This window comes from Microbacterium sp. NPDC089698 (assembly GCF_044749045.1).
Classification (GTDB): domain Bacteria; phylum Actinomycetota; class Actinomycetes; order Actinomycetales; family Microbacteriaceae; genus Microbacterium.
This window is the reverse complement of record NZ_JBIVHE010000001.1, coordinates 1,362,288-1,387,470: the sequence shown is the minus strand read 5'-3', so window position 1 is coordinate 1,387,470 and position 25,183 is coordinate 1,362,288. Positions and strand designations below refer to the sequence as shown.

Genomic DNA, 25,183 nt, shown 5'->3' with positions numbered 1-25,183 from the left:
TCGAGGGGCCCTTCGTCCGGGCGACGGGCCCCTCGAGCCGACGGCCGAGCCTCAGCGAACCACCAGCGCGACGCACAGCAGCACCAGGGCGAGCCCCTGCAGCGCGGCGCGCAGAGGGATGATCGACTCCCACCGGTCCTGCAGCGCTCGGGCGTCGGCCGGCACGGTGCCCGCGAGGGCGGCGGCGGTGAAGGTGGCGTTGATCGGCTTCGCGATGCGGGCGAAGAGCAGGAGCCAGAGGAGCAGCAGTAGGAGAGCCACGGCGGCGAGGACGGTTGCGGCGATGCTGCCGGTGAGTGCCGAGAGGGCGACGGTCGCCGCGGTGAGCGCGACGCCCGCGATGCCGACGATCGGCAGCCGGCGGTCGCCGTAGTAGTGCCCGCGGCCGACCACCTGCACGAGGGTCGGGGCATCGACCTCGGCGTAGACGGCGCGCAGCACCACGGCGGCGAGCACATCCGTGCCGAAGATGACGGCGATGGCGGCGATGGCGCCGATGGCGGTGATGACGATCGCAAGGGACATGGCTTCTCCTTTCGTGTTAGCAGCGCTAACAGTTAGCGATGCTAACATCGAGGCATGACGCCGTCAACGCCCGAGCGCACGGATCCCTCGGACCGCTCCCGCTCCATCGTCGACGCCGCCCGGCGCGTCGCAGAGGAGGAGGGCTGGCCGGCGGTGACCGTGCGGCGACTGGCCGCCGAGATCGGCTACAGCCAGCCGATCCTGTACCGCTCGTTCCCGGGCGGGAGGGACGAGATCGTCGAGCAGATCGTGGTCGCCGGCTTCGCCGAGATGGCGGTGGAGCTCTCGGTTCCGATCGGCGCGGGCGACCGTCTCGCGCACGTGGTGCGCGCCTACCTCGCCTTCGCCCGCGCGCATCCCGCCCTCTACGAGGCGATGTTCGAGGCGCGCACCCGCATCGTGTTCGCGGCCGCGGAGACGCCGGAGCCGCTGCGCGAGGCGTTCGGGTCCTTCCTCGACGCGGTGGCGACGGGGCGGAGGGATGAGCAGGCGGCCGTCGTGCGGGCCGAGCTGCTGTGGAGCATGCTGCATGGCGCGGCCCGGCTGTCGGCGTCCGAGCGCCTCGACCCCGCGCTGGAGCAGGCGCGCCTCGACACGATCCTCGCGCTGTTCCGATCCTGAGTCGGCGCGGGCGTCCGCGCCGCAAATGGTCGAATCCAACACGAACGTGCGAGATTCGATATGTTTGTGTCATGGAACGGTGCGAGATCGGGATCGGCTTCGACGAGGGCGAGCGCTCCGCGGTCGGTGCGCTGTACTGGGCCGCGTTCCAGCGCAAGCTGCGCCCCGCGTTCGCCTCCACGGAGGTGGGGGCGCGCATCATCGCCGCGGTGCTGAGGCCCGAGCGGGTGCTGGTCGCCCGGTGCGAGGGCGCGGTCGCCGGGGTCTGCGGGTTCCTCGAGGAGGGCGCGGGCGCGGTGGATCTGTCGTGGTCGTCGCTGCGGTCGGCCCTCTCGGTCGGCGCCGCCGTGCGCGCCGCGGCCGTCCTTCTGATCCTCGAGCGCGGCGCCCGCCGCGATGCGCTCGTCCTGGACGGCCTGTGCGTCGACGAGAGATGGCGCGGCCGCGGGATCGGCACGGCACTGCTGGCCGCCGCACAGGACAGGGCGAGAGCGGGTGCGCTGCGCGCCGTGCGCCTGTCCGTCGTCGACTCGAACCCTCGCGCCGCCGCGCTCTACGAGCGGCTCGGATTCCGCACTGTCGGCGGAGGCGCGATGGGGGCGCTGGGCGCCGTCTACGGCTTCGACCGGTACACGGTGATGGAACGGGGTGTCGCCGCGTGAGCGGAGTGATCTCGGCGCGGACCGTCATCGCTGCGTTCCTTCCGCGCGAAGGCGACGTCGCGCTCGCCGACGTGTACCGCGCGGCGAACCTGGTGGGAGTGGCGGATCAGCCCCTCCGGCTCGCGCTTCGGCGCAGGGCGGCCGCGGGTGCGGTCGTGCTGAGCGGCCGAGGCCGCGCGGGGCGGCTCGCCCTCACCGCGGCGGGCCGGGTCGAGATCGAACGCGACCGCCTCGGGCTCGGACTCGCGATCGCGCAGGATCGCGGCAAGGCGCCGTGGGACGGGAGATGGCATCTTCTCTCCGTGCATGTCCCGGAAGCGGATCGCGGACGCCGCGACGCGCTGCGCCGCACACTCATGGCCATCGGGGCGGCACCGGCGTCGACCGCGCTGTTCCTGAGCCCGCACGACCTCACGCCGCTGCTCGACGACGATGCCCGTGACCACATGGTCGTCGCCGTGGCGGAGGAGGTCTCGCTGCGCGGTGTAGCGGATCCTCGTGGCATCGCCGAGGCGCTCTGGCCCGCGGCTCCGATCGATGCCGGCTACGACGCGCTCGAGATCGCGCTCGAAGCCGACGATCCTCGGGACGCCCCGGTCATCCGTCGATTGCGCCTCGCGGACGCGCTCGAGCACGCGTTGCGCAGCGATCCGCTGCTGCCGGTCGAGCTCCGCGACGGACCCTGGCGTCCCGCGCGGCTGCGCACCGACTGGCTGCAGCGGTGGGAGTCCGTGCCGGACGGCGGGCCGGCGGTGTTCGACGGCTGGATCGCCGGGGACATCGCCGCCCGCTGACGGCATCAGCCGAAGAAGACCGGCAGCACCAGGCTGATCCCCATCACGACGAGCAGCGCGGCGATCGCGGTGTCCAGGATCCGCCAGGCGCGCGGCGTCCGCAGCCAGCGGCCGAGGTGGCGCGCGCCGAAGCCGAGCGCGAAGAACCAGGTCACGCTCGCGATGATGGCTCCCGCGGCGAACAGCCAGCGGCCGTCTCCGTGCGTGGCCGCGACCCCGCCGATGAGCAGCACGGTGTCGAGATACACGTTCGGGTTGAGCCAGGTGAAAGCCAGCGTCGCCAGGATCACGGGCGCGAGCGGCGCGGTGCGGGTCAGCGTCGCGGTGCCGGCGGCTCCGCCGCCCGTCGAGCTCTCGTCCGCCGCGCTCGGGTCGGCGAGCAGCGCCTCGCCGCCGGACTTCCACGCCCGGCGGGCCGCCAGCACGCCGTAGACGATGAGGGAGATCGCGCCCGCCCAGCGCGCCACGACGATGAGCCAGGGCAGGGTCTTCACGAGATAGCCGAGGCCCGCGGTGCCGGCGAGCACCAGTGCGGCATCCGAGGCGGCGCAGATCAGGACGACGGGCAGCACGTGCTCCCGGCGAAGGCCCTGGCGCAGCACGTACACGTTCTGCGCGCCGACGGCGATGATGAGCGAGAACATGAGGCCGAGGCCGGAGAGGAGGGTGAGCACGGATCGAGAATACGGTCGCATTCTGATTCAGCACCAGCGAAGATTCCTTAAGCCAGATTAGAATCGCTCATGTGCAGGTGGATCCGGAATCCGCGCGCACCGTGGCCGCGGTGCTCGACGAGGGAAGCTTCGACGCGGCCGCCCGCCGGCTGCTCGTGACCCCGTCCGCCGTGAGCCAGCGGATCAAGACCCTGGAGCAGCAGCTCGGCAGGATCCTGCTGGTGCGCAGCAAGCCCGTGAGAGCGACCGAGGCGGGGGAGGCGGTCGCCCGGTTCGGTCGTCAGATCGCCCTTCTGGAACGCGATGCGATCGCCGGTTTCGGCCTGTCCGCGGAGGGGGACGGCGCGCGCATCCGGATCCCGCTCGCAGTCAACGCCGACTCGATGGCGACCTGGTTCCTGGCCCCGCTGGCCCGGCTCTCCGCGCAGTACGACGTCGAGTTCGACCTGCACCGCGACGACCAGAACTTCACCGCGCGGATGCTCGAGTCCGGCACTGTGATGGCGGCGGTCACGAGCGAGTCGGAGCCGGTCGGAGGGTGCAGGGTGGAGGCGCTCGGTGCGCTGCGCTATGTGGCCGCGGCGGCACCGGGCTTCGCGCGGCGGTGGTTCCCGGACGGCGCGTCGGCCGAGGCGCTGGCGCTCGCGCCGTTCGTGGACTTCGACCGGCGCGACGTGCTGCAGCAGGACTGGCTGCGCGAGCGCGGTGTCGACCCGTGGCCGGTGCCGCGGCATCATGTGCCCGCCTCGGCGGACTTCTCCGTGGCGGTGGAACTCGGGCTGGGGTGGGCGTTGCTCCCGGTCCCGCATGCGGAGGCGGGCCTCGCGGACGGCCGGCTGGTGCGACTCGATGACGAGGAGGTCGCCTCGCCGCTGTTCTGGCAGCAGTGGAACCTGCGCTCCGAGCTGCTGGACGCGATCGCGGCGGAGATCCGCGCGGAGGCCGACCGGGTGCTGCGCTGAGGCCGGCCGCGTCCCGCGCTGAGGCCGGCCGCGCTTCGGGTCCGCCTGGTCGGCCCGGATGCTGGCGCGGCGTCGGCGGGGCGTCCTAGGGTCGAGGCATGGCATCCGAGCGCATCACGCTGACCGTCCCCGGCCCCGACGGCGATCGTTCGCTGGACATCTCCAGTCCGAACCGCGCGGTCTGGCCGGATGCGGAGGGCGGGCCCATCACCAAGGCCGAGCTCGCCGAGTACGTGCAGACGGTGTCGACGCCGTTCCTCACTTCGACCGGCAACAGGCCCGTCTCGCTCGAACGGTATCGAGACGGCATCGACGGCGAGAGCTTCTTCTCGAAGAACCCGCCCAAGGGCACGCCCGACTTCGTGCAGAGCGTGATGTGCACCTACAACAGCGGTCGGAAGCATCCGCAGATCGTGCTCACCGAGACGGCGGCGATCGTCTGGGCCGTGCAGATGAACACGGTCGTGTTCCACCCCTGGGCCTCGCTCGCGTCGAACACCGACAACCCGGTGGAGCTGCGCATCGACCTCGACCCGCAGCCCGGCACCGGCATCGCCGAGGCCGTCCCCGCCGCGAACGAGCTGCGTGCCGTGCTGCGCGAGGCCGGCCTCGAGGCGTTCATCAAGACCAGCGGCAACCGCGGGCTGCACGTGTTCTGCCCGATCGTGCCGGAGTGGGAGTTCCTCACCGTGCGGCATGCCGTGATCGCCGCGGGGCGCGAGCTGGAGCGGCGGATGCCCGATCGGGTCACGACGGCGTGGTGGAAGGAGGAGCGCGGCGAGCGCATCTTCGTGGACTTCAACCAGGCCAACCGCGACCGCACGATGGCGGGCGCCTACAGCCCGCGTGCGCTGGCCGCGGCGACCGTGTCGACCCCGATCTCCTGGGATGAGCTGGACGGCGTGGATCCGAAGCGCTTCACGGTCCGCACCGTGCCGCAGCGCCTGGCCGACCTCGGCGATCCGTGGGCGCGCATGCAGGACAGTCCGGGACGCATCGACACCCTGCTGAGCTGGTGGGACCGCGACGTGGAGAACGGGCTCGGCGAGATGCCGTTCCCGCCGGAGTTCCCCAAGATGCCGGGCGAGCCCCCGCGCGTGCAGCCCTCGAAGAAGGTCGCCGCGAACTGGGACGAGAACGGCGAGCCCGCCCCCGGTCGCTGAGCCGGGGTCCGGTCGGTCCGGCTCGGCCTGTTCAGGGCGGGCCCCAGGTCGTTTTGGGGCGGGTCTCTCCGTTTTGGGGCGCGTGACGCCATGGATCCGTGTCTGGACGCGCCCCAAAACAGCAGAGTGCGCCCCGAAACGAGGGTGTGGACGTCGAAGAGCGGCGGAACATCGCCGTGCGTCCGTCGCCCGTGTCCGGGCGGTTCGGGGCCGTTCGGGGCGGAACTCTCCGAGGCCGGGATGGGCGTGGGTCTGGATTGGGGCGGGTCTCTCGGTTTTGGGGCGTGTGAGGCCGTGGATCCGTGTCGGCGCGCGCCCCAAAACGGGGGAGTGCGCCCCAAAACGGTAGACGTGCGCCAAGCGGGAGAGCCCCGACCGACGAGCGAGCGTCAGTCGATCACGTCGGCGAGGTCGTAGCCGTCGACGGTCTCCAGCTGCTCGTACGTGCAGGAGCGCGGATCCCGGTCGTCGCGCCAGCGCTCGAACTGCACGGTGTGCCGGAAGCGCCAGCCCTCGAGCTGGTCGTAGCGCACCTCGAGCGCGCGTTCGGGGAGCAGCCGGACGAACGAGGTGTCCTTCGACGCGCTGAAACGCGAGCGCTCGCCGTCGCCGGTCATCGCGGCGCCGGACTCGTCCCGCTCCACGAGGGGCGCGAGATCCTCGACGAGCTGCTGGCGCATCGCGTCGCTCCATGCGGCGACGCCACCGACCGGGCGCAGCACGCCGTCCTCCCCGTAGAGGCCGACGAGGAGGGATCCCACCCCGGATCCGCTCTTGTGGATCCGGTACCCGAGCGCGACGACGTCGGCGGTGCGGGCGTGCTTGACCTTGAACAGGGTGCGCTTGTTGGGGGCGTACGGCTGGTCCAGGGGCTTGGCGACGATGCCGTCGAGTCCGGCGCCCTCGAACTCGGCGAGCCAGCGGCGGGCGGTGTCCTGTTCGGTGGTCGTGCGAGTGAGATGCAGGGGATGCGGGACATCGGCGAGCAGCCGCTCGAGCCGCGCGCGGCGCTCGCCGAAGGGAAGGGGCTGCAGGTCCTCATCGCCCGCGGCGAGCAGATCGAAGGCGATGAACATCGCGGGCGTCTCTGCGGAGAGCTTCAGCACGCGCGAGGCGGCCGGGTGGATGCGCTGGCTCAGCGCCTCCCAATCCAGCCGCTGCGAACCCTCGGCCCCCGTCGCGACCACGATCTCGCCGTCGAGCAGGCACGGACCGGGCAGCAGCCGCGGGATCGCGTCGACCAGCTCCGGGAAGTAGCGGGTCAGCGGCTTCGCTCCGCGGGACCCGATCTCGACGGACTCGCCGTCCCAGGACACGAGTCCGCGGAACCCGTCCCACTTCGGCTCGTACAGCAGCCCGCCGGGGAACTTCGCCGGATCGGGCACGGTCGTGGCGGCCTTCGCGAGCATCGGTGCGGGGATCTCGTAGCGCATGGATCCCATCCTGCCGTCCACGGCCCTCCAGGGCCATCGGTGGAGCCCGCCGTCAGGATCCGAACAGGTCCTCGAGATCGACGCGCTCCCCGGCATCCGCCAGCGCGGTGCGCGCCGCATGCCAGCCGGCCATGAAGTTCACCCCGGGACCGGGCGGTGTCGCGGCCGAGGCGAGGTAGACGCCGGCCATCGGGGTGCGCCACGGCGCGGGCGAGAGCACGGGCCGCACCAGGGCCTGGCGCATCGTGAACGCGCCGCCGAAGATGTCGCCGCCGATCTCGGCCGGGTTGAGGTGCGCGCGCTGGCGCGGGGTGACGGCATGGCTCGCGAGGATGCGGTCGCGGAACCCGGGGGCGAATCGCTCGATCTGCCGGATGACGAGCTCGGTCGCATCGACGTCGGAGTTCGCGGGGGCGTGGATGTACGCCCAGAGCACCTGCTTGCCCGCGGGCGCCCTCGTGTCGTCGAGCACCGAGGGCTGCGCCACGAGCGCGTACGGGCGGTCCGAGACGCGCCCCTGGGCGACGGCGTTCTCGCTCGCCCATACCTCGGCGCGCGTACCGCCCACGTGCACGGTCGGGGCGAGGGCGACGTCGGGGTTCGTCCAGGGAACGGGCCCGTCCAGCGCGAAGTCCACCTTCGCCGCCGCCGCACCGTACCGGTACGCGCGGATCGCCTTCGCATAGTGCGGCGGCACGTCGCGCAGCGTGAGCGCCAGCCGCGGGGAGGAGTTGAGCAGCAGCAGGTCGCCGCGGGCCGGATCCCCCCAGTCCAGCGCGGAGAGGTCGACCATGCGGGTGCCGGTGCGGATCGTGCCGCCATGCGCGCGCAGATCCTCGGCGAGCACGTCGGCGATCCGCTGGGCGCCGCCGCGGGGGTAGGCCCAGCCGCCCGCGTGCGCCTGCGCCATGAGCAGCAGGCCCGCGGCGGCGCCGCTCGGCGAGGGAAGGGCGGTGTTCGCGTGCGCGACCACGCCCGCCACGAGCGCGGCGGCCTCCGGCGTGCGGAAGGTGCGCTCCGCCATCGCCGAGCCCTGCTCGAGCGTGCGCAGCCCGTAGCGGACCGCGGTGACCGGGGCGCGGGGGATCCGCAGCAGGGATCCGCCGGTGAAGTCCAGGACGCCCTCGATGTGCGAGCTCAGCGGGCGCAGCAGCGCCCGCCAGGCGCGGGCGTCGGGGCCGAGCGCATCGGCCGTGCGCTCGAGGTCGTGCCAGGCGATCCCGGCGCGCCCGCCGTCCAGCGGGTGGGCATATGCCGTTTCGGGAATGATCCAGTCGATCCGGTCCCGGCCGAAGGCGCGGAGGAACGGCGAGGAATAGGCGGCGGGGTGCACGGCCGAGCACACGTCATGCACGAATCCGGGCAGCGTGACCGCGGCGCTGCGCACGCCGCCGCCGATCGTCGCACCGGCTTCGAGCACCTCGACGGCGTAGCCGGCTCGCGCGAGCGAGACGGCCGCGGCGAGCCCGTTCGGCCCGCTTCCGATGACGGTGGCGCGGGGCATGCCGCCAGTCTTCCACGCACGCAGGGCGCACCGAGCAGAACGTGGGATCCTTGAAGCAATATGAACGAAGTCCAGGGTCCCACCCCCACCGGCAGCTCCCGTCCCTACAAGTCGCTCGCCGAGGCACTGCGCGGTCAGCGCATCGACCCGGTGAACCACGACTTCATCCGTGCGATCGTCGAGGCCGTCGACATCAGCACCTTCATCGACCGCGGTCGCTACATCGAGGCGATCCGCCGGGGCGAGGGCGCCGCCCTGCACATCGGGCGCACCTACACCAACGGCTTCACCGAGGACGAGCAGATCGTGGTGGCAGGGCGCGCGCTGCCGCTCGCTCCGAGCGAGGGCCGCGCGCCGTACTTCTACGTCACGCACCCCAGTGAGCTGCTCGGAGCGCCGGCCGGAGTCTCGCGCCCGGCGCGTGCGGCGGGCACCCGTGCCCCGGCGAAGCCGAAGCCCGAGCCGCGTGCGCCGAAGGCGACGCCGGTCGAGGATCGGGATTACGGCATCTGCGAGGTGTGCTTCATGGTGAAGACGCCGTCCGGGGGCTGCGGCTGCGACTGAGTCGCAGCGCGGGCCGCGCGTCCGAGGCGAGCGGCCCGCCCGTCAGGCGAAGGCGCTCATCCCGGTGATGTCGCGGCCGATCAGCAGGGCCTGCATGCTCTCGGTGCCCTCGTAGGTGTGGATCGCCTCGATGTCGGCCATGTGCTGCATGACGCCGTTCTCGAGCAGGATCCCGTTGCCGCCGAGCAGATCGCGGGCGATCTGGGCGACCCGCCGCGCGGCGCGGGTGTTGTGGAACTTCGCGAGGGACGCCTGGGTCGGGCGGAGCGTGCCCGCCACGTCCATGTCGGCCATGCGGCGGCAGTACAGCTGCATCGCGGTGAGCTCCTCGAGCATGTGCGTGAGCCGCTCCTGGACCATCTGGAACTTCGCGAGCGGCTTGCCGAACTGCACGCGCGTCGTCGCGTAGGCGAGGGCGGCCTCGTAGCAGGCGGTCGCGTGCCCGAGCGCGGACCAGGCGACCCCGGAACGCGTGGCGTACAGCACGGTCGAGGCGTCCTTGAAGCTGCGTGTGCCCGGCAGCACCGCATCCAGCGGCACGCGCACGTCGTCGAGGCGGATGTGCGCCTGGTGGATGCCGCGCAGCGACACCTTCCCCGTGATCACGGAGCCCTCGTATCCGGGGCGCTCCTGCTCGACGAGGAAGCAGCGCACCGCACCGTGCTCGGCGGCGCCCTCGTCGTCGACGCGCGCCCAGACGAACGTGATGCCGCCCGAGGCGCCGTTGCCGATCCACTTCTTCGCCCCGCGCAGCACCCACTCCTCGCCGTCGCGGCGCGCCACGGTCTCGAGCGAGACGGAGTCGGATCCGTGATCGGGCTCCGTGAGCGCGAAGGATCCGAGCACGGATCCGTCGGCGAGCGGGACGAGCCAGCGCTCCTGCTGCTCGGCGCTGCCGAACAGGGCGAGCGTGCGCAGGGCGAGTCCGCCTTGCACGGCGAGGACGGTGCCGAGCGAGCCGTCGCCGCGGGAGATCTCCATGTTCACGAGACCTGCCGCGAGGGGGCTCATCCGGGTGAGCGCGGGGTGGACGACGCCGTCCACCACGAGGTCCATCTCGCCCATGCGGCGCGCGACCGCGAGGGGGTACTCTGCGCGGTCCCATGCGTCCCGCATCTGCGGACCGACCTCGTCGACGTACGCCTGCGCCCGTTCCCAGTGCGCGCGGTCGGCGGCGGGGATGTCGGAGAAGACCTCGTAGTAGTCGGTTCCGCGGCGTCCGGTCACGTCGTAGGAGGTGACGGCTTCGCCGGGGAAGAGGGCGTCGTTGCTCATGGGGTCTCCATCCAGGGAGTGAGACTCAGTCTCAAGATTCATGAGACAGCGTACCGCCAAACGAGGAATTCCGCGCACGCCGAACGGGCCCGCCGCGGCCGCGGACGGGTCTGCGAGGCGCGGGATCAGTCGAGCTCGTCGCGCAGGCGGCGGGTGATCTCCGCCATGGGCATCGAGCGCGGGAACACGGCGACGACGACCGCGTCCTCACCCGGATCCGCGACGCTGTCGGGATGCACGCCGTAGCGGCGGAGCACGTCGTCGAGGGCGCGGCGCAGAGCGGCCGCCGACGTGCGGGATCCGCGCAGCAGCCGGCGCAGCACGTGGTTGTGCACGGCCGTCACCAGTGCGGCGAACCCGACGGCGTCGAGCGGATCCAGATCCGGCATCGAGCGGCGCAGGTACTCGTCGAACAGGCGCTCGTAACGGAACACGGTCACGATTTCGCGGTCGCGCAGGGTGGGCACCTCGCGCACCACCTGGTAGCGCAGCCGCGCCATCTCGGGATCGGCGGCGAAGGAGCGGAAGACCATCAGCGACCCGTCGCATACGGCGGTCCACGGGTTCGCGTGGGGGCGCTCGAGGTAGCGGCGCAGCCCGTCGAGGAGCTCCTCATGGTCGGCGAAGACGACATCGTCCTTGCCGCCGAACTGGCGGAAGAACGTGGAGCGCGAGATGCCTGCGGCCTTGGCGATCTGCTCGACCGAGGTCGAGTCGAAGCCCTGGGCGGAGAACAGCTCGAGCGCAGCGCGCACCACGGCGGTGCGAGCGGGGGACACGTCGGCGTGCTCGGTCATAGGAGGAGCCTAGTTGTCCGGATCCTGCGCGGAGGTCCCGAGTCGTCCGACGTCTCGGGAGCCAGACAGGCGGCGGCGCACGCGGTCAGGAAGCGTGATTCCGCGGTAGTAGGCTGGCCTATCGGGTCGACTCACATCGACACCCGACAGAATTCCTGTCGCGTCCCATTCGTCGCAACCAGCGAAGGACTGCACGTGGACCTCTACGAGTACCAGGCACGAGACCTTTTCGAGAAGTACGGAGTGCCGGTCCTCGCCGGCATCGTCGCCGACACCCCCGAGGAGGTGAAGGCAGCGGCGGAGAAGCTCGGTGGCGTGGTCGTCGTCAAGGCGCAGGTCAAGACCGGCGGCCGCGGCAAGGCCGGCGGCGTGAAGGTCGCCAAGAACCCCGACGAGGCGTACGAGGCGGCCAAGGCGATCCTCGGCCTCGACATCAAGGGCCACGTCGTCAAGCGCGTCATGGTCGCGGCAGGCGCCCGCATCGCCCGCGAGTTCTACTTCTCCGTGCTGCTCGACCGCTCGAACCGCTCCTACCTGAGTCTCGCCTCGGTCGAGGGCGGCATGGAGATCGAGCAGCTCGCCGTCGAGAAGCCCGAGGCGCTCGCCCGCGTCGAGGTCAACCCGCTCGAGGGGATCACCCCCGAGAAGGCGCTCGAGATCGCCAAGGCCGGCAACTTCGAGCCGGGCCTCGCCGAGAAGGTCGCCGACATCTTCGTGAAGCTGTACGAGGTGTACAAGGGCGAGGACGCGACCCTGGTCGAGGTCAACCCGCTCGTGCAGACCGAGGAGGGCGACATCATCGCCCTGGACGGCAAGGTCACGCTCGACGACAACGCCTCCGAGGTGCGCCACCCCGAGCACGAGGAGCTCGCCGACAAGGCGACCGAGAACCCGCTCGAGGCCAAGGCCAAGGAGTCGGGGCTCAACTACGTCAAGCTCGACGGCCAGGTCGGCATCATCGGCAACGGCGCGGGTCTGGTCATGTCGACGCTCGACGTCGTCGCCTACGCGGGCGAGAACCACGGCGGCGTGAAGCCGGCCAACTTCCTCGACATCGGCGGCGGCGCGAACGCGCAGGTCATGGCCAGCGGCCTCGACGTGATCCTCGGCGACGAGCAGGTCAAGAGCGTCTTCGTCAACGTCTTCGGCGGCATCACCAGCTGCGTGGCCGTCGCGGAGGGCATCGTCAAGGCCCTCGAGATCCTCGGCGACACGGCCACCAAGCCGCTGGTCGTGCGCCTGGACGGCAACCAGGTCGAGGAGGGCCGCGCGATCCTCACGGCCGCCGCCCACCCGCTCGTCACGCTCGCCGCCACCATGGACGAGGGCGCCGACAAGGCCGCCGAGCTGGCGAACGCCTGACCCTCTGACGAGACAAGGACAAGGAACATGTCGATCTACCTCAACAAGGACTCCAAGGTCATCGTCCAGGGCATCACCGGCGGCGAGGGCACCAAGCACACGGCGCTCATGCTGAAGGCGGGCACGAACGTCGTCGGCGGCGTGAACGCGCGCAAGGCCGGCACCACGGTCTCGCACACCGACAAGGACGGCAACGCCGTCGAGCTGCCGGTGTTCGGATCCGTCGCCGAGGCCATCGAGAAGACCGGCGCCAACGTCTCGGTCGCCTTCGTGCCGCCGGCGTTCACGAAGGACGCCATGGTCGAGGCCATCGACAGCGAGATCCCGCTGCTCGTGGTCATCACCGAGGGCGTGCCGGTCGGCGACTCCGCCGAGGCGTGGGCGTACGCGGTCGAGAAGGGCGGCAAGACCCGCATCATCGGCCCGAACTGCCCCGGCATCATCACCCCGGGCGAGGCTCTCGCGGGCATCACCCCGGCGAACATCACCGGCAAGGGCCCGATCGGCCTCGTGTCGAAGTCGGGCACCCTGACCTACCAGATGATGTTCGAGCTGCGCGACCTGGGCTTCTCCACCGCGATCGGCATCGGCGGCGACCCGGTCATCGGCACGACGCACATCGACGCGCTCGCCGCGTTCGAGGCCGACCCCGAGACCAAGGCGATCGTCATGATCGGCGAGATCGGCGGCGACGCCGAGGAGCGTGCGGCCGAGTTCATCAAGGCCAACGTCACCAAGCCGGTCGTCGGCTACGTCGCGGGCTTCACGGCTCCCGAGGGCAAGACCATGGGCCACGCCGGCGCCATCGTCTCCGGCTCCGCGGGCACCGCGCAGGCGAAGAAGGAGGCCCTCGAGGCCGCCGGCGTCAAGGTCGGCAAGACGCCGTCCGAGACCGCCGCCCTGCTGCGCGAGGTCTACGCCGCCCTGTAAGGCACCGCAACACCCGAGTCGTCCCCCTCAGCGCACCCCAGAGCGTGCGCTGAGGGGGACGACTCCGTCATGAGGGGTCCGCGAAGGCCCGGCGGTGCGCACCGGGGGTCGTGCCGAAGCGGGCCCGGAAGTGGTGGCGCAGCGTCACGGCGCTGCCGAATCCCGTGCGGTGCGCGACGGCGTCGACCGGCAGCACCGACGTCTCGAGCAGGCGGCGCGCTTCGTCCAGGCGGCGCTGCAGCAGCCAGTCCCCGGGGCTCGTGCCGGTGCGATCGCGGAAGCGCCGGGTGAACGTGCGGCGGGAGAGGTGCACGGCGCCGGCCCACACGTCGATCGGGGCGGGCTCGGAGATCCTCTCCAGAGCCCAGGCGATCGCCTGGTCGATCTCGTCGCCGTCGCGGTCGGCGGCGAGCGGGCGGGACAGGAACTGCGCCTGCGAGCCCTCGCGATGCGGGGCCATCACGAGGGACCGCGCGAGGTCGGCCGCGACCGCGCTGCCCAGCTCGGTACGGACGATGTGCAGGCAGCAGTCCAGCGCTGCGGCGACACCGGCCGACGTGACCACATCGCCGAGATCCGTCCACAGCGCCTCGCAGCGGACGGTGACCTCGGGATGCCGCGCGGCGAGCTGCGGCCCCGCGGACCAGTGCGTGGACAGCTCCCTGCCGTCGGCGACGCCGCTCGCGGCCACCACGAAGGCGCCGAGGCACAGGCCCAAGATCCGTGCGCCGCGGGCGTGCGCCGCGCGCACGGCGTCGAGGAGCGCGCTGCTCGGGGCGATCTCCGGATCCCAGCTCGGGATCACCACGAGGTCCGCGGTCGCGAGGGCGTCGAGCCCCTCGGTCACGACGAGGTCCAGGCCGGCGGCGGTGCGCACCGGACCGGGCTCCTCGGCGACCGTGACGGTGCGATAGGCGGCCTCGACGGAGCGCACGCCGACGCCGCCGAAGACCATGAGCGGCACGGACAGGTGGAACGGGCTGATCCCCGGGAAGGCGAGGACGGCGGCGGTGCGCATGGCCCGATCTTATCGAAAGGTGTCATCAAGGCCGCTCCCGTGGCGCGAGCGAGGCGGACACGATGGATCCATGACCGAGAACCCCGTGACCCTGACCCTCATCGGCGGACCGACCGCGATCATCGAGTACGCGGGCGTGCGCCTGCTGACGGATCCGACCTTCGACGCCCCGCGCTCCTACGAGGGCGGCATCGCGCTGCACAAACTGAGCGGCCCTGCGCTCGGCGCGGACCAGGTGGGCGAGATCGATGCCGTGCTGCTCTCGCACGACCAGCACCCGGACAACCTCGACGAGGCGGGGCGCGCGTTCCTGCCCCGCGCCGGCGCCGTGCTGTCCACGCCGGAGGCAGCGGCGCGCGTCGAAGGCGTGACCGGGCTCGCCCCCTGGCAGACGCATCACGTCGGCGGCGTCGAGGTGACCGCGGTGCCCGCGCTGCACGGCCCGGAGGGGGCGGAGGAGCTCTCCGGCACGGTGACCGGCTTCGTGCTGAGCGCGCCGGGGGAGCCCGTGGTCTACGTCTCCGGCGACAACGCCTCGGTCGAGGTCGTCACGGCCATCGCCGAGCGGATCGGCCGGATCCACATCGCCGTGCTGTTCGCCGGAGCGGCCAACGTCGGACGCTTCGGCGACGCCGACCTCACCCTCAACGCGCGCACAGCGGTCGCCGCCGCGCGGGAGCTCGGCGATGCGGTGATCGTGCCCGTGCACGCCGAGGGCTGGCACCACTTCTCCGAGACCCGCGAGCGCCTCGTGCGCGAGTTCGGCTACGCGGGCCTCGCCGACCGGCTGCGCGTGCCGGAGGCCGGCATCCCGCTCGCGCTCTGAGGCCAGTCGCGCTCTGAGGCCAGCCGCGCCCTGAAGCCACGCACGTCGACGCCCCCTCTGCGTATCGAGGCCCCCTCCCAGGTGCGTTCCTGAGAGGGGGCCTCGATACTGCGAGGGGGCGTCGACGGATCCGGCGGGATCCGCCGGACCCGCCGGATCCTGCGGACCCGGGGTCAGGCTCCGAGCAGGGCCTCGATCGGGCCGCGGGCGAAGAACAGGACGAAGCCGACGCCGACGACCCAGAGCAGCGGGTGGATCGTCCTGGCACGGCCGGTGAGCGCGTTCACGACGATCCAGCTGACGAAGCCGGCGCCGATGCCGTTGGCGATCGAGTACGTCATGGGCATGACGGTGACCGTGAGGAAGACCGGCAGCAGGACGCGGAAGTCGCCGAGATCGATGTTCTTGATCTGCGAGAGCATCATCGCGCCGACGAGCACGAGGGCTGCGGCTGCCACCGCGCTGGGCACGAGGGCGGTGAGCGGGGTGAAGAACATCGCGAGCAGGAAGAGCACTCCCGTGATCGTCGTGGCGAGACCCGTGCGGGCTCCTTCGCCGATGCCGGCGCCCGACTCGACGAACACGGTCGCGGAGGAGGACGATGTGCCGCCGCCGACGATCGCGCCGACGCCCTCGACGACGAGCGCCGACTTGATGCGCGGGAAGTCGCCCTTCTCGTCGGCGAGGTCGGCCTCCTTCGCGAGGCCCGTCATGGTTCCCATCGCGTCGAAGAAGTTGGAGAACAGCAGCGTGAAGATGAACATCACCAGGGTCACGCCGCCGACCTTCGCGAGGTCGAAGCCGAAGTCGACCCGGCCGATCAGGCTCAGGTCGGGGAGCCCCACGACGCTGCCGGTGAACCCGAAGTCCTGACCGAACGGCCAGATCAGGTTGAGGATCGCCGCGAGCACCGAGCCGCCGACGAGGGCGATGAGGATCGCGCCCTTGACGCGGAGGGCGATGAGCACTCCGCCGATCAGCAGGGTGATCACGAACAGCAGGGTGGGGATCGAGGCGACGGATCCGCCGATGCCGAGGTCGACCGGAGGGGAGGGCTGCTTCGTCGAGGTCACGAAGCCGGCGTTCACGAATCCGATGAAGGCGATGAACAGGCCGATGCCGACCGTGATGGCGAGCTTGAGCTGCACGGGGACGGCGTCGAAGATGAGCTTGCGCAGGCCGGTCGCGGCGAGCAGGACGATGATGACGCCGTTGATCATGACGAGCGCCATCGCCTCGGCCCAGGTGACAGAGCCGACCACGGTGAAGGCGAGGAACGCGTTGATGCCGAGACCCGCGGCGAACGCGAACGGCAGCCGCGTGATCAGCCCGAACAGGATCGTCATGACGCCGGCCGTCAGCGCGGTGGCCGCGGCGACGGCTCCGCCCGGCAGGGTGTGGCCGGCGACGTCCGGGGTGGACAGGATGATCGGGTTGAGGATCACGATGTAGGCCATCGTCACGAACGTGACGATGCCGCCGCGGATCTCGGTGCCGAGGGTGGATCCGCGCTGGGTGATCTCGAAGAAGCGATCGACGGCGTTCTTCGGCTCGGCGGCGACCGGGCCGGACACGGGCGGGGGGACTGTTGTCATGGGGGACCTCCGCGGAAAACCGTATCGTCTGGAAGGGGTCCTGCGCGTCGTGGCGCCGCGGCCCGCGCGCCCGCAGGGGAGCGCGAGGCGGAGCACGTAGGCTCGAAGCCGTCATGCAACGCCTCCTCATCGTGCTCCTTGCGGCGGTCGATGCGATCGTCGCGGCGGCCATCGGCCTCGCCGCGCTGCTCGCGCCTCTCGCCGTGATCTGGGCCGTCGCGTTCGGGACCCACGCCGACTGGGGGGCTCTCTGGCCGAGTGCCGCGACGCTCTGGCAGTTCGGCCACGGCGTCCCGCTCACGGTCGCCCTTCCCGACGCGCTGGTGAACGCGGTCGGCGTGAATCCGGCCGCGGCGTCCTTCGCCCTCTCCGTGCCTCCGCTGCTGTTCCTCGGCTTCACCGCGATCTTCGCGGCGCGCTCGGGGCGCAGGGCCGCGCTCGCCGGATCCTGGATCGCGGGCGTCGCGAGCGGGACGGCGACGTTCGCGGTGATCTCCGCGCTCGCCGCGCTGACCGGCGGTCTCGGGGTGCTGAAGGCTCCGTTCTGGCTCGCGATCCTGTTCCCGCCGCTGGTGTTCCTGTGCGGGGCTCTCGCGGGAGCGATCGCGACGGCGTGGAGCGAGGGCGACGGCGGCGTCGTCGACCGCGTGCAGGACGTGCTGGACCGCCGGCCCGACTGGGCGCATGTGCCCGGCGACATCGTGCGGGGATCCGCGGCCGCCGCGGCCGGCGTCGTCGGGGCCGCGGCACTCGCGGTGGCGGTCGCCGGCGTCGTCCGCGGGGGGCAGAGCGTGGCGCTCTTCGAGTCGCTGCGCGCCGACGGCCTCGGCGTGGTCGTGATCGGCCTCGCCCAGCTCGCCTACGTGCCGACGCTCGTGGCGTGGGCGGTGGCGTGGATCGCGGGCCCCGGCTTCGCGATCGGCGCCGGCACCGCCGTCTCGCCCGCGGGCACCGTGCTGGGCGTCGTGCCGGGGGTGCCGCTGCTGGGCCTCGTGCCGGACAGCTCCTCGCCGTGGGCTCTCATCGTCGTGCTCCTGCCGATCGCCGCGGGGGCTTTCGCGGGGTGGGTGATCCGCTCGCGGCAGGTCTCGGCCGCGGCGGAGGCCGGGATCGGACCCCGCGTCGCGACCGCGGCCGGGATCGCCGCGCTCGCGGGCGGGTTCGGCGCTCTTCTCGCGGCGCTGTCGCAGGGATCCCTCGGGCCGGGGCGTCTCGCGGTCGCGGGGCCGGACCCGGGTCCCGTCGCGCTCGCCCTCGGGCTCGAGGTGCTCGTGGGCGCCGCGATCCTGCTGCTCGCACCGCGCCGCCACGGCGACGTCGACGCGGCCTGGATCGACGACGACAGGGACCGGTCGGCGGACCGTCTCGCGTGATCGGCGGACGGAGCCTCCCGGCTAGACTGTCTGGGTGCTGACGGTCGCCGTACTCATCTCGGGCACCGGCTCGAATCTTCGTGCCCTCCTCGACGCGGCCGCCGACCCCGGATTCCCGGCGCGCATCATCGTCATCGGCGCCGATCGCGAAGCCGACGGGCTCGCGCACGCCGAAGCCTTCGGGATCCCCTCCTTCGTCGTCCCCTGGGAGGCCTTCGACAGCCGCGAGGCCTGGGGTGCGGAGCTCGACGCCCAGCTCAGGGTTTGGCGACCGGACCTCATCGTGCTGAGCGGGCTGATGCGCCTGCTGCCGCGCGACGTCGTGGCCGCCTGGGCTCCGAACATCATCAACACGCACCCGGCGTTCCTGCCCGAGTTCCCCGGAGCGCACGGCGTGCGCGACGCGCTCGCGGCCGGCGCGAGCGAGACCGGCGCCAGCGTGATCGTGGTCGACGACGGCGTCGACAGCGGACCGATCCTCGCGCAGGAGCGCGTGCCGGTGCAGCCGGGGGACACCGAGTCCTCCCTGCACGAGCGCATCAAGCCCGTCGAGCGGCGTCTGCTGATCGACGTCGTCCGCCGTATCGCCGAGGGCTCCCTCGAGCTCGGCGCCCGCCCCCACGATCTCGGATCCCCCTCGGCCGCAGGCCGCTGACGAGAACTGACGCCTACCCGGAAGGAAACCCGATGGCCGGTCCCGCCCACGACCCGTCCCTCTACCGCCCCCGCGATGCCGTGCGCATCCGTCGCGCGCTGGTGTCGGTCAGCGACAAGACCGGCCTCGTGCCGCTCGCGCAGTCGCTCGCCGACAACGGCATCGAGATCGTGTCGACCGGATCCACCGCCCAGGCCATCCGCGGTGCGGGCCTCGCGGTCACGGACGTCGCGGCGGTCACCGGCGTCCCCGAGATGCTGGACGGGCGAGTGAAGACGCTGCACCCGGCGATCCACGGCGGCCTGCTGGCCGACCTGCGCCTCGAGGACCACGAGCGTCAGCTCGCGGAGCGGGGGATCAGCCCCTTCGAGCTCGTCGTGGTGAACCTCTACCCGTTCGTGCAGACCGTCGCCTCCGGCGCGGTCGGAGACGACGTGGTCGAGCAGATCGACATCGGCGGACCCGCCATGGTGCGCGCCGCCGCGAAGAACCACGCGAACGTGGCGATCGTCGTGTCGCCCGAGTCGTATCCGTCGCTCGTGCGCTCGCTCGACGAGGGCGGCACCACTCTCGCCCAGCGTCGCGAGCTCGCGGCCCGCGCCTTCGCGCACACCGCCGCCTACGACACGGCCGTGGCGCAGTGGTTCTCCGACGGCACGCTGTCGAGCGAGAGCGAGCTGCCCGAGCACCTCACGATCAACGCGGAGCGCCTCGCCACGCTGCGCTACGGCGAGAACTCGCACCAGCGCGCCGCGATCTACACGCGCGCGGGCGGGCACGGCATCGCCCAGGCCACGCAGCTGCAGGGCAAGGAGATGTCGTACAACAACTACGTCGACGCCGATGCGGCCCTGCGCGCGGCGTACGACATGGTGCACCCGGCGGTCGCGATCATCAAGCACGCCAACCCGTGCGGCATCGCGACGACGGCGCCCAACGCCCTGGATCCGATCGCGAGCGCGCACCTGCGCGCGCACGAGTGCGACCCGGTCTCGGCCTACGGCGGCGTGATCGCCGCGAACGGCACCGTGACGCTGAAGATGGCGGAGAACCTCAAGGACATCTTCACCGAGGTCATCGTCGCCCCGGCGTTCGAGCCCGCGGCCCTCGAGGTGTTCAAGGCGAAGAAGAACCTGCGCCTGCTGCAGCTGCCGGACGACTGGCAGCAGGAGCAGATGGATGTGCGCCTCGTCTCCGGCGGCCTGCTGCTGCAGGATGCGGACCGGTTCCCCGACGACATCGTCTCGGTCGCCAAGAACTGGGAGCTCGTCTCGGGCGAGCGCCCCGACGACCTCGAGATGGAGAACCTCATCTTCGCGTGGAAGGCGTGCCGCGCCGTGAAGTCGAACGCGATCGTGCTGTCCAAGGGCAACGCCACGGTCGGCGTCGGCATGGGTCAGGTCAACCGCGTCGACTCGTGCCGCCTCGCGGTCGAGCGCGCCGGCGATCGGGCTGCCGGATCCGTCGCCGCCTCCGACGCGTTCTTCCCGTTCGCGGACGGCGCCCAGGTGCTCATCGACGCGGGCGTCACCGCGATCGTGCAGCCGGGCGGATCCGTCCGGGACGACGAGGTCGTCGACGCCGCCCGCAAGGCCGGCGTGACGATGTTCTTCACGGGCGAGCGCCACTTCTTCCACTGAGCCGCTCCCGGGTCGCGCCGCGTGGGCGCGGCCCGGGACGGCCGGCACTGTCATGTCCGATTTCCGCGAGCCTGCGGGATTCGGACGTGCCAGAGTGGAGGCATGAGCTTCCCCGGAATGACTTTCGACGAGCGGTACCGCGCGATCGACGCGCGTGACACCCGCTTCGACGGGCAGTTCGTCACGGCGGTGCGCTCGACCGGGATCTACTGCCGCCCGAGCTGCCCCGCCCGCACGCCCAAGCCGGAGAACGTCACGTTCTTCCCGACCAGTGCCGCCGCGCACGAGGCCGGCTACCGCGCCTGCAAGCGCTGTCTTCCCGAGGCCGCCCCCGGCTCGCCGGAATGGAATCTGCGCGGCGACGTGGCAGCACGCGCGATGCGCCTGATCGCCGACGGCGTCGTCGAGCGCGAGGGCGTCCCCGGTCTCGCCGCGCGGCTCGGCTACTCCTCCCGCCACCTCACCCGGTTGCTCGCCGGCGAGCTCGGGGCCGGACCGCTCGCGCTCGCCCGCGCGCACCGCGCGCACACCGCCCGGATGCTGCTGGTCGGCACCGACCTGCCGATCGCCGACGTCGCGTTCTCCGCGGGGTTCGCGAGCGTGCGCCAGTTCAACGACACCGTGCGCGAGGTGTTCGGCCTCGCCCCGGGCGAGCTCCGCGCCCGTCGTCACGGTCGCGACGCCCTGGCCGCCGCGACCGCCGTGCCGGGGGAGATCGACCTGCTGCTGCCCTACCGCAGGCCCTTCGACGCGGAGGGCCTGTTCGCGTGGATGCGCGCGCGGGCGCTGCCCGGGGTCGAGGATGCGGGGGAGCGCCGCTTCTCCCGGCACCTGCGCCTCGACGGCGGACCGGGGTGGTTCGAGCTGAGCCTCGACGACGCCGATCGGCTGCACCTCCGCGCCCGCCTCGCGCAGCTCGGCGATCTCGCGCCCCTCGTCGCCCGCGCCCGGCGCCTGTTCGATCTCGACGCGGATCCGCTGGCGGTCGACGCCGCCCTGTCCGCGCACGCGCCGCTCGCGCCGCTCGTCGCCCGCGTCCCCGGCATCAGGGTGCCGGGGGCGGCGGATCCGCACGAGATGCTGATCCGCGCGATGATCGGGCAGCAGATCACGGTCGCCGCCGCACGCACCGCGCTGACCCTGCTCGCCCAGGAGCTCGGGGAGCGGGTCGGATCCGCGGAGGACGCCCTCGGGCAGGGGATCCTCTTCCCGACCATGGCCGCGATCGCCGAGCACGGGCATGCCGTGCTGCGGGGCCCCGCGGCACGGATCCGCGCCGTCACCGGCGCCGCCGCGGCCCTCGCCGACGGTTCTCTCCGGCTCACGCTCGGCGACGACGGCGACGCCCAGCGCGCCGCGCTGCTCGCGATGCCGGGGATCGGGCCGTGGACGGCCGACTATGTGCGGATGCGCGTGCTCGGCGACCCCGACGTGTTCCTGCCCGGCGACGTCGCGGCCCGCGCGGGCGCCGGCGGGGCGGGGCTGCCCGCCGAGGCCGGGCCCCTCGATGCCTGGGCCGCCCGCACGGCGCCCTGGCGCAGCTATCTCACCGCGCACCTCTGGCGCGCGGTCCCGGTCAGAGCCGCGAAGACGGCGAAGACCACGAGGGCCGCCACGACCACCAAGAACACTCCGACCATCTCGATCACGGAAGGCTCGAAATGACCGCCATCATCCAGACCATCGACACCCCCGACGGCCCCTTCACGATCCTCGTCGACGAGCAGGACCGCGTGCTCGCCTCCGGCTGGACCACCGACCACGAGGCGATCCTCCACCGCCTCGCCGAGAAGAACCGTCCGGAGGAGGTCGTCGAGGGCGCCACCGCCGCGGCGGACGCCGTCGCCGCCTACTACGCGGGCGACCTCGCGGCGATCGACGCCGTCGAGGTGCGCCAGTTCGGCACCGAGATGCAGAGCGCCGGCTGGGAGGCGCTCCGGCGGATCACCCCAGGGGAGCCGCTCACCTACACCGAGTTCGCCGTCGCTCTCGGCAAACCCGGCGCCGTGCGCCCCGCCGCGTCGATCTGCGCGCGCAACGCTCCGGCGCTGTTCGTGCCCTGCCACCGCGTGCTGCGCGTCGACGGCACCCTCGGCGGCTTCGCCTGGGGCGAGGACGTCAAGCGCCGGCTGCTGGACCGCGAGGCCGCGCACGCGATCGCCGCATGAGCGGTCTGGCGGCCCGGACCATCCGGCGGCCTCGGACTGGTGCCGCTCGACGAAGAGGTCCGGGCATCCGCGCTCTAGCCTCGAGGTGAGCCGACCCCGAGGAGGACCATGCCGCCGCTCGCCACCGTCCAGACCTGGGTCGAGGAGCGTATCCCCGCCCTGATGGCCCGGCACCGCGTGCCGGCCGTCTCGCTCGCGATCGGCCTCGGGGACGAGACCTTCTGCTACGCCGCGGGAGTGCTCCATCGCGGCACCGGCGTCGCGGCCGACACCGGATCCGTCTTCCAGATCGGATCCGTGACGAAGGTCTTCACCGCGACGCTCGTCATGCAGCTCGTCGAGGAGGGCCTGCTCGACCTGGATGCGCCCGTGCGGCAGGTGCTTCCCCGCTTCCGGGTCGCCGACGAGGAGGCCTCCGCCGCGATCACACCGCGGCACCTGCTCACGCACAGCGCGGGCTTCGAAGGCGACGTCTTCGTCGACACGGGCGACGGGGACGATGCGCTCGAGACCTATGTCGGGATCCTCGCCGAGACGCCGCAGCTCTTCGCCCCGGGTGAGATGTTCTCCTACAACAACGCGGGGTTCTCGACCCTCGGCCGCATCGTCGAGGTCCTCCGCGGGGCGCCGTACGAGAGGGTCCTGCGCGAACGGCTGCTGGACCCGCTCGGGCTGCGGCACGCCGCCGTGGACGCGTCGGAGGCCATCCTGCACCGCGCGGCCGTCGGCCACCTCGTGCAGGACGACGGCGAGGTCGTTCCGACGACCGTGTGGGCCATGGAGCGCGCGGGAGCGGCGGCCGGATCCCGGCTGGCGATGAGCGCGGGAGACCTGCTCGCGTTCGCCCGCCTCCATCTCGCGGGCGGTGCGGCGCCGGACGGCTCTCCCGTGCTGGACCGGGCGGCGGTCGAGGCGATGCGCACCGCGCAGATCCGGCTTCCCGACATCGCCCAGGGGGCGGCGTGGGGGCTCGGCTGGGAGCTCTTCGCCCGAGGAGGACACACGATCCCGGGGCATGACGGCAACACGATCGGTCAGTCGGCGAGCCTGCGGGTGCTGCCGGAGCAGGGCCTCGCCGTCGCCGCTCTCGCCAACGGCGGGGATCCGCATCCGGTCTTCGCCGCGCTCGTCGACGCGGTGCTCGAGGAGGTCGCCGGGATCGCGGCGGAGCCTCTCCCGAGCCCGACGGGTCCCGCGCCGGCGCATGCCGAACGCTTCGTCGGCCGCTACCGGTCGAGCACGGCCCTGACCACGATCACCCGGACCGCCGAGGGACGTGTCTGGCTCGACCGCGTCCCGCACGGCGTCGTGGCCGATCTCGGCGACCTGCCGTATCGCACGGAGCTCGTCGGCTGGCACGGCGATGTGCTGCTCCCGGTCGAGGCGGAGGGCGGCGTCCGCCAGCCGGTCGCCTTCCTCGGCGACGACGGCGGGGGCGGAGCGCTGTTCCTGCACACCGGCAGGGCGGATCGGCGGGTGGCGTCGTGACCGCCCTGGCCTTCGCCGGCGCTCTGCACCGTCGCGCCGTCGTCGCGGACGCCCACAACGACCTGCTCTGCGCGGTCGTGGCACGGCCGCCGGAGCGCTGGGGGAGCTTCTTCCGAGAGCGCTGGCTGCCGCAGCTCGAGGCGGGCGGAGTGAACCTGCAGGTGCTCCCGGTGTTCATCGAGGATCCGTACCGCCCCGAGGGCGCCCTGCGGCGCACCCTGCGCATGATCGAGGCCGCGCACCGCCTGGCCGAGGAGAACGCCGGACGCGTCGCGCTCTGCCGCTCGGGCGAGGACGTGGACCGGACGATCGCAGACGGGCGGATCGCCCTCGTCCTGGCGCTCGAGGGCATGCCGGGTCTGGACGCCGACGTCGAGCTGCTCACGACGATGCACCGTCTCGGGGTGCGCGTCGGCTCGCTGACCCACTTCGGCCGTGGCGCCTTCGCGGACGGATCCGGCGAGGACGCCGCGCGCAGCCGGCTCACCGGCGCGGGCGTGGAGGCGGTGCGCGAGATGGAGCGGGTCGGCATGCTGGTCGACCTCAGCCACCTGGGCGCGGCGGGCGTCTCGCACGTGCTGGAGATCGCGACGCGGCCCGTCGTCGCGACGCACTCCTCGGCGCGCGCGCTGCGCGACCATCACCGCAATCTCTCGGACGAGCACCTCGCCGGGATCGCCGCGGGCGGCGGCGTGATCTGCGTGAACTTCTTCGCGCCGTTCCTCGACGAGGAGCCGGCCACGATCGACCGGCTCGTGGATCACCTCGAGCACATCGTGGCGATCGCGGGGAGCGAGCACGTGGGCCTCGGACCCGACTTCGTGCGGGAGGTCATCGGCGAGACCACACCGCCCTGCTGCGTCGTCACCGAGGTGCAGGGGGTCCCGGCCGACGTCTACCTGCCGGGGCTGGAGGGCCCGGAGGGGCTGCCGCTCGTGACCGAGGCGCTGCTGCGCCGCGGGTGGGCTGAGGTCGATGTCCTCGGCGTGCTCGGCGGGAACCTGCAGCGGCTGTTCCGGGGGCAGCTCGGCCGGCCGTCCGTGCGATGAGAGCACTCCGGCCCTCCCGATCGTCGCAGAGGACGAACGGCGGGTGCTCCGTTCGATCGACCCGACGAACCCCGCGCGCCCGCGGTGCCGCAGGATCATGGAAGA

24 protein-coding genes are annotated in these 25,183 nt (G+C 72.4%); 16 read left to right on the top strand and 8 right to left on the bottom strand.

All coding sequences use genetic code 11. The features are described 5' to 3' along the window. Positions 1-51 precede the first annotated feature (51 nt). Positions 52-525 (bottom strand): DUF1772 domain-containing protein, encoded by a 474-nt coding sequence (locus ACIPY5_RS06435; RefSeq protein ID WP_400968081.1) that lies wholly within the window; start codon positions 523-525, stop codon positions 52-54. Positions 526-579: 54 nt separating this feature from the next. On the opposite strand from ACIPY5_RS06435, the gene ACIPY5_RS06430 reads away from it, so the two are divergent. The 3 genes from ACIPY5_RS06430 to ACIPY5_RS06420 all read left to right on the top strand — a co-directional run bounded on the left by ACIPY5_RS06430 (position 580) and on the right by ACIPY5_RS06420 (position 2,602). Beyond that, the gene (locus ACIPY5_RS06430; protein ID WP_400968078.1) at positions 580-1,146 is read left to right on the top strand and encodes a TetR/AcrR family transcriptional regulator; all 567 of its coding nucleotides are present in this window, start codon (positions 580-582) and stop codon (positions 1,144-1,146) included. Between the two features lie 71 nt (positions 1,147-1,217). After that, a complete protein-coding gene (locus ACIPY5_RS06425) occupies positions 1,218-1,808 on the top strand; it encodes a GNAT family N-acetyltransferase (protein WP_400968076.1) in 591 nt (196 codons plus the stop codon). Continuing rightward, positions 1,805-2,602, top strand: a complete 798-nt coding sequence (locus ACIPY5_RS06420; protein ID WP_400968073.1) for a PaaX family transcriptional regulator — start codon at positions 1,805-1,807, stop codon at positions 2,600-2,602. The genes ACIPY5_RS06425 and ACIPY5_RS06420 overlap by 4 nt, the downstream gene beginning before the upstream one ends. Before the next feature lie 5 nt (positions 2,603-2,607). Here ACIPY5_RS06420 and ACIPY5_RS06415 read toward each other — a convergent pair whose 3' ends face one another. After that, positions 2,608-3,276, bottom strand: coding sequence for a LysE/ArgO family amino acid transporter (locus ACIPY5_RS06415; protein WP_400968070.1), 669 nt, complete (start codon positions 3,274-3,276; stop codon positions 2,608-2,610). Positions 3,277-3,347: 71 nt separating this feature from the next. On the opposite strand from ACIPY5_RS06415, the gene ACIPY5_RS06410 reads away from it, so the two are divergent. Both ACIPY5_RS06410 and ligD read left to right on the top strand, forming a co-directional pair. Next, the gene (locus ACIPY5_RS06410) at positions 3,348-4,238 is read left to right on the top strand and encodes a LysR family transcriptional regulator ArgP (RefSeq protein WP_400968067.1); all 891 of its coding nucleotides are present in this window, start codon (positions 3,348-3,350) and stop codon (positions 4,236-4,238) included. Positions 4,239-4,336: 98 nt separating this feature from the next. After that, positions 4,337-5,401, top strand: coding sequence for a non-homologous end-joining DNA ligase (gene ligD, locus ACIPY5_RS06405; protein WP_400968064.1), 1,065 nt, complete (start codon positions 4,337-4,339; stop codon positions 5,399-5,401). 389 nt (positions 5,402-5,790) lie between these two features. Here the strand turns inward: ligD and ACIPY5_RS06400 are convergent, their stop codons facing one another. Both ACIPY5_RS06400 and ACIPY5_RS06395 read right to left on the bottom strand, forming a co-directional pair. Further along, the gene (locus tag ACIPY5_RS06400; protein WP_400968061.1) at positions 5,791-6,834 is read right to left on the bottom strand and encodes an ATP-dependent DNA ligase; all 1,044 of its coding nucleotides are present in this window, start codon (positions 6,832-6,834) and stop codon (positions 5,791-5,793) included. 52 nt (positions 6,835-6,886) lie between these two features. Then, the gene (locus ACIPY5_RS06395) at positions 6,887-8,338 is read right to left on the bottom strand and encodes an NAD(P)/FAD-dependent oxidoreductase (RefSeq protein WP_309356880.1); all 1,452 of its coding nucleotides are present in this window, start codon (positions 8,336-8,338) and stop codon (positions 6,887-6,889) included. Positions 8,339-8,398: 60 nt separating this feature from the next. Between ACIPY5_RS06395 and ACIPY5_RS06390 the strand changes: the two genes are divergently transcribed. After that, positions 8,399-8,902 (top strand): hypothetical protein, encoded by a 504-nt coding sequence (locus tag ACIPY5_RS06390; protein ID WP_400968058.1) that lies wholly within the window; start codon positions 8,399-8,401, stop codon positions 8,900-8,902. Positions 8,903-8,944: 42 nt separating this feature from the next. On the opposite strand, the gene ACIPY5_RS06385 is transcribed toward ACIPY5_RS06390, so the two are convergent. Beyond that, the gene (locus ACIPY5_RS06385; protein WP_400968055.1) at positions 8,945-10,177 is read right to left on the bottom strand and encodes an acyl-CoA dehydrogenase family protein; all 1,233 of its coding nucleotides are present in this window, start codon (positions 10,175-10,177) and stop codon (positions 8,945-8,947) included. Positions 10,178-10,302: 125 nt separating this feature from the next. Continuing rightward, entirely contained in the window at positions 10,303-10,974 is a 672-nt protein-coding gene (locus ACIPY5_RS06380; RefSeq protein WP_292718924.1) for a TetR family transcriptional regulator, read from the bottom strand. Positions 10,975-11,169: 195 nt separating this feature from the next. On the opposite strand from ACIPY5_RS06380, the gene sucC reads away from it, so the two are divergent. Continuing rightward, entirely contained in the window at positions 11,170-12,336 is a 1,167-nt protein-coding gene (gene sucC, locus ACIPY5_RS06375) for an ADP-forming succinate--CoA ligase subunit beta (RefSeq protein ID WP_400968051.1), read from the top strand. Between the two features lie 27 nt (positions 12,337-12,363). Beyond that, positions 12,364-13,266 (top strand): succinate--CoA ligase subunit alpha, encoded by a 903-nt coding sequence (sucD, locus tag ACIPY5_RS06370; protein ID WP_292718928.1) that lies wholly within the window; start codon positions 12,364-12,366, stop codon positions 13,264-13,266. Positions 13,267-13,333: 67 nt separating this feature from the next. On the opposite strand, the gene ACIPY5_RS06365 is transcribed toward sucD, so the two are convergent. Continuing rightward, positions 13,334-14,284: a GlxA family transcriptional regulator gene (locus ACIPY5_RS06365; RefSeq protein ID WP_400968048.1), complete on the bottom strand. Its 951-nt coding sequence runs from the start codon at positions 14,282-14,284 to the stop codon at positions 13,334-13,336. A gap of 70 nt (positions 14,285-14,354) precedes the next feature. Between ACIPY5_RS06365 and ACIPY5_RS06360 the strand changes: the two genes are divergently transcribed. Beyond that, positions 14,355-15,110 carry an MBL fold metallo-hydrolase gene (locus ACIPY5_RS06360; RefSeq protein ID WP_400968046.1) on the top strand — a complete coding sequence of 252 codons (756 nt, stop codon included), beginning with the start codon at positions 14,355-14,357 and terminating at the stop codon, positions 15,108-15,110. A 173-nt stretch (positions 15,111-15,283) separates the two neighbouring features. Here ACIPY5_RS06360 and ACIPY5_RS06355 read toward each other — a convergent pair whose 3' ends face one another. Further along, entirely contained in the window at positions 15,284-16,705 is a 1,422-nt protein-coding gene (locus tag ACIPY5_RS06355; RefSeq protein ID WP_309356874.1) for an NCS2 family permease, read from the bottom strand. Between the two features lie 113 nt (positions 16,706-16,818). On the opposite strand from ACIPY5_RS06355, the gene ACIPY5_RS06350 reads away from it, so the two are divergent. From ACIPY5_RS06350 to ACIPY5_RS06320, 7 genes are all read left to right on the top strand, one after another. Then, positions 16,819-18,078: a DUF6350 family protein gene (locus tag ACIPY5_RS06350; RefSeq protein WP_400968044.1), complete on the top strand. Its 1,260-nt coding sequence runs from the start codon at positions 16,819-16,821 to the stop codon at positions 18,076-18,078. Positions 18,079-18,112: 34 nt separating this feature from the next. Continuing rightward, positions 18,113-18,733 carry a phosphoribosylglycinamide formyltransferase gene (purN, locus tag ACIPY5_RS06345; RefSeq protein WP_309356872.1) on the top strand — a complete coding sequence of 207 codons (621 nt, stop codon included), beginning with the start codon at positions 18,113-18,115 and terminating at the stop codon, positions 18,731-18,733. 32 nt (positions 18,734-18,765) lie between these two features. Further along, the gene (gene purH, locus ACIPY5_RS06340) at positions 18,766-20,373 is read left to right on the top strand and encodes a bifunctional phosphoribosylaminoimidazolecarboxamide formyltransferase/IMP cyclohydrolase (protein WP_400968041.1); all 1,608 of its coding nucleotides are present in this window, start codon (positions 18,766-18,768) and stop codon (positions 20,371-20,373) included. Positions 20,374-20,475: 102 nt separating this feature from the next. Next, positions 20,476-22,038, top strand: a complete 1,563-nt coding sequence (locus tag ACIPY5_RS06335; protein WP_400968038.1) for a DNA-3-methyladenine glycosylase 2 family protein — start codon at positions 20,476-20,478, stop codon at positions 22,036-22,038. Beyond that, on the top strand, positions 22,035-22,541 hold the full coding sequence (locus tag ACIPY5_RS06330; protein WP_400968035.1) for a methylated-DNA--[protein]-cysteine S-methyltransferase: 507 nt from the start codon (positions 22,035-22,037) through the stop codon (positions 22,539-22,541). The genes ACIPY5_RS06335 and ACIPY5_RS06330 overlap by 4 nt, the downstream gene beginning before the upstream one ends. A 108-nt stretch (positions 22,542-22,649) precedes the next feature. Next, complete coding sequence (locus tag ACIPY5_RS06325; RefSeq protein ID WP_400968032.1) at positions 22,650-24,029, top strand: serine hydrolase domain-containing protein; 1,380 nt, start codon at positions 22,650-22,652, stop codon at positions 24,027-24,029. Next, positions 24,026-25,078: a dipeptidase gene (locus ACIPY5_RS06320; protein ID WP_400968029.1), complete on the top strand. Its 1,053-nt coding sequence runs from the start codon at positions 24,026-24,028 to the stop codon at positions 25,076-25,078. Before ACIPY5_RS06325 ends, ACIPY5_RS06320 begins: the two co-directional genes overlap by 4 nt. The last annotated feature ends 105 nt before the right edge of the window (positions 25,079-25,183 follow it).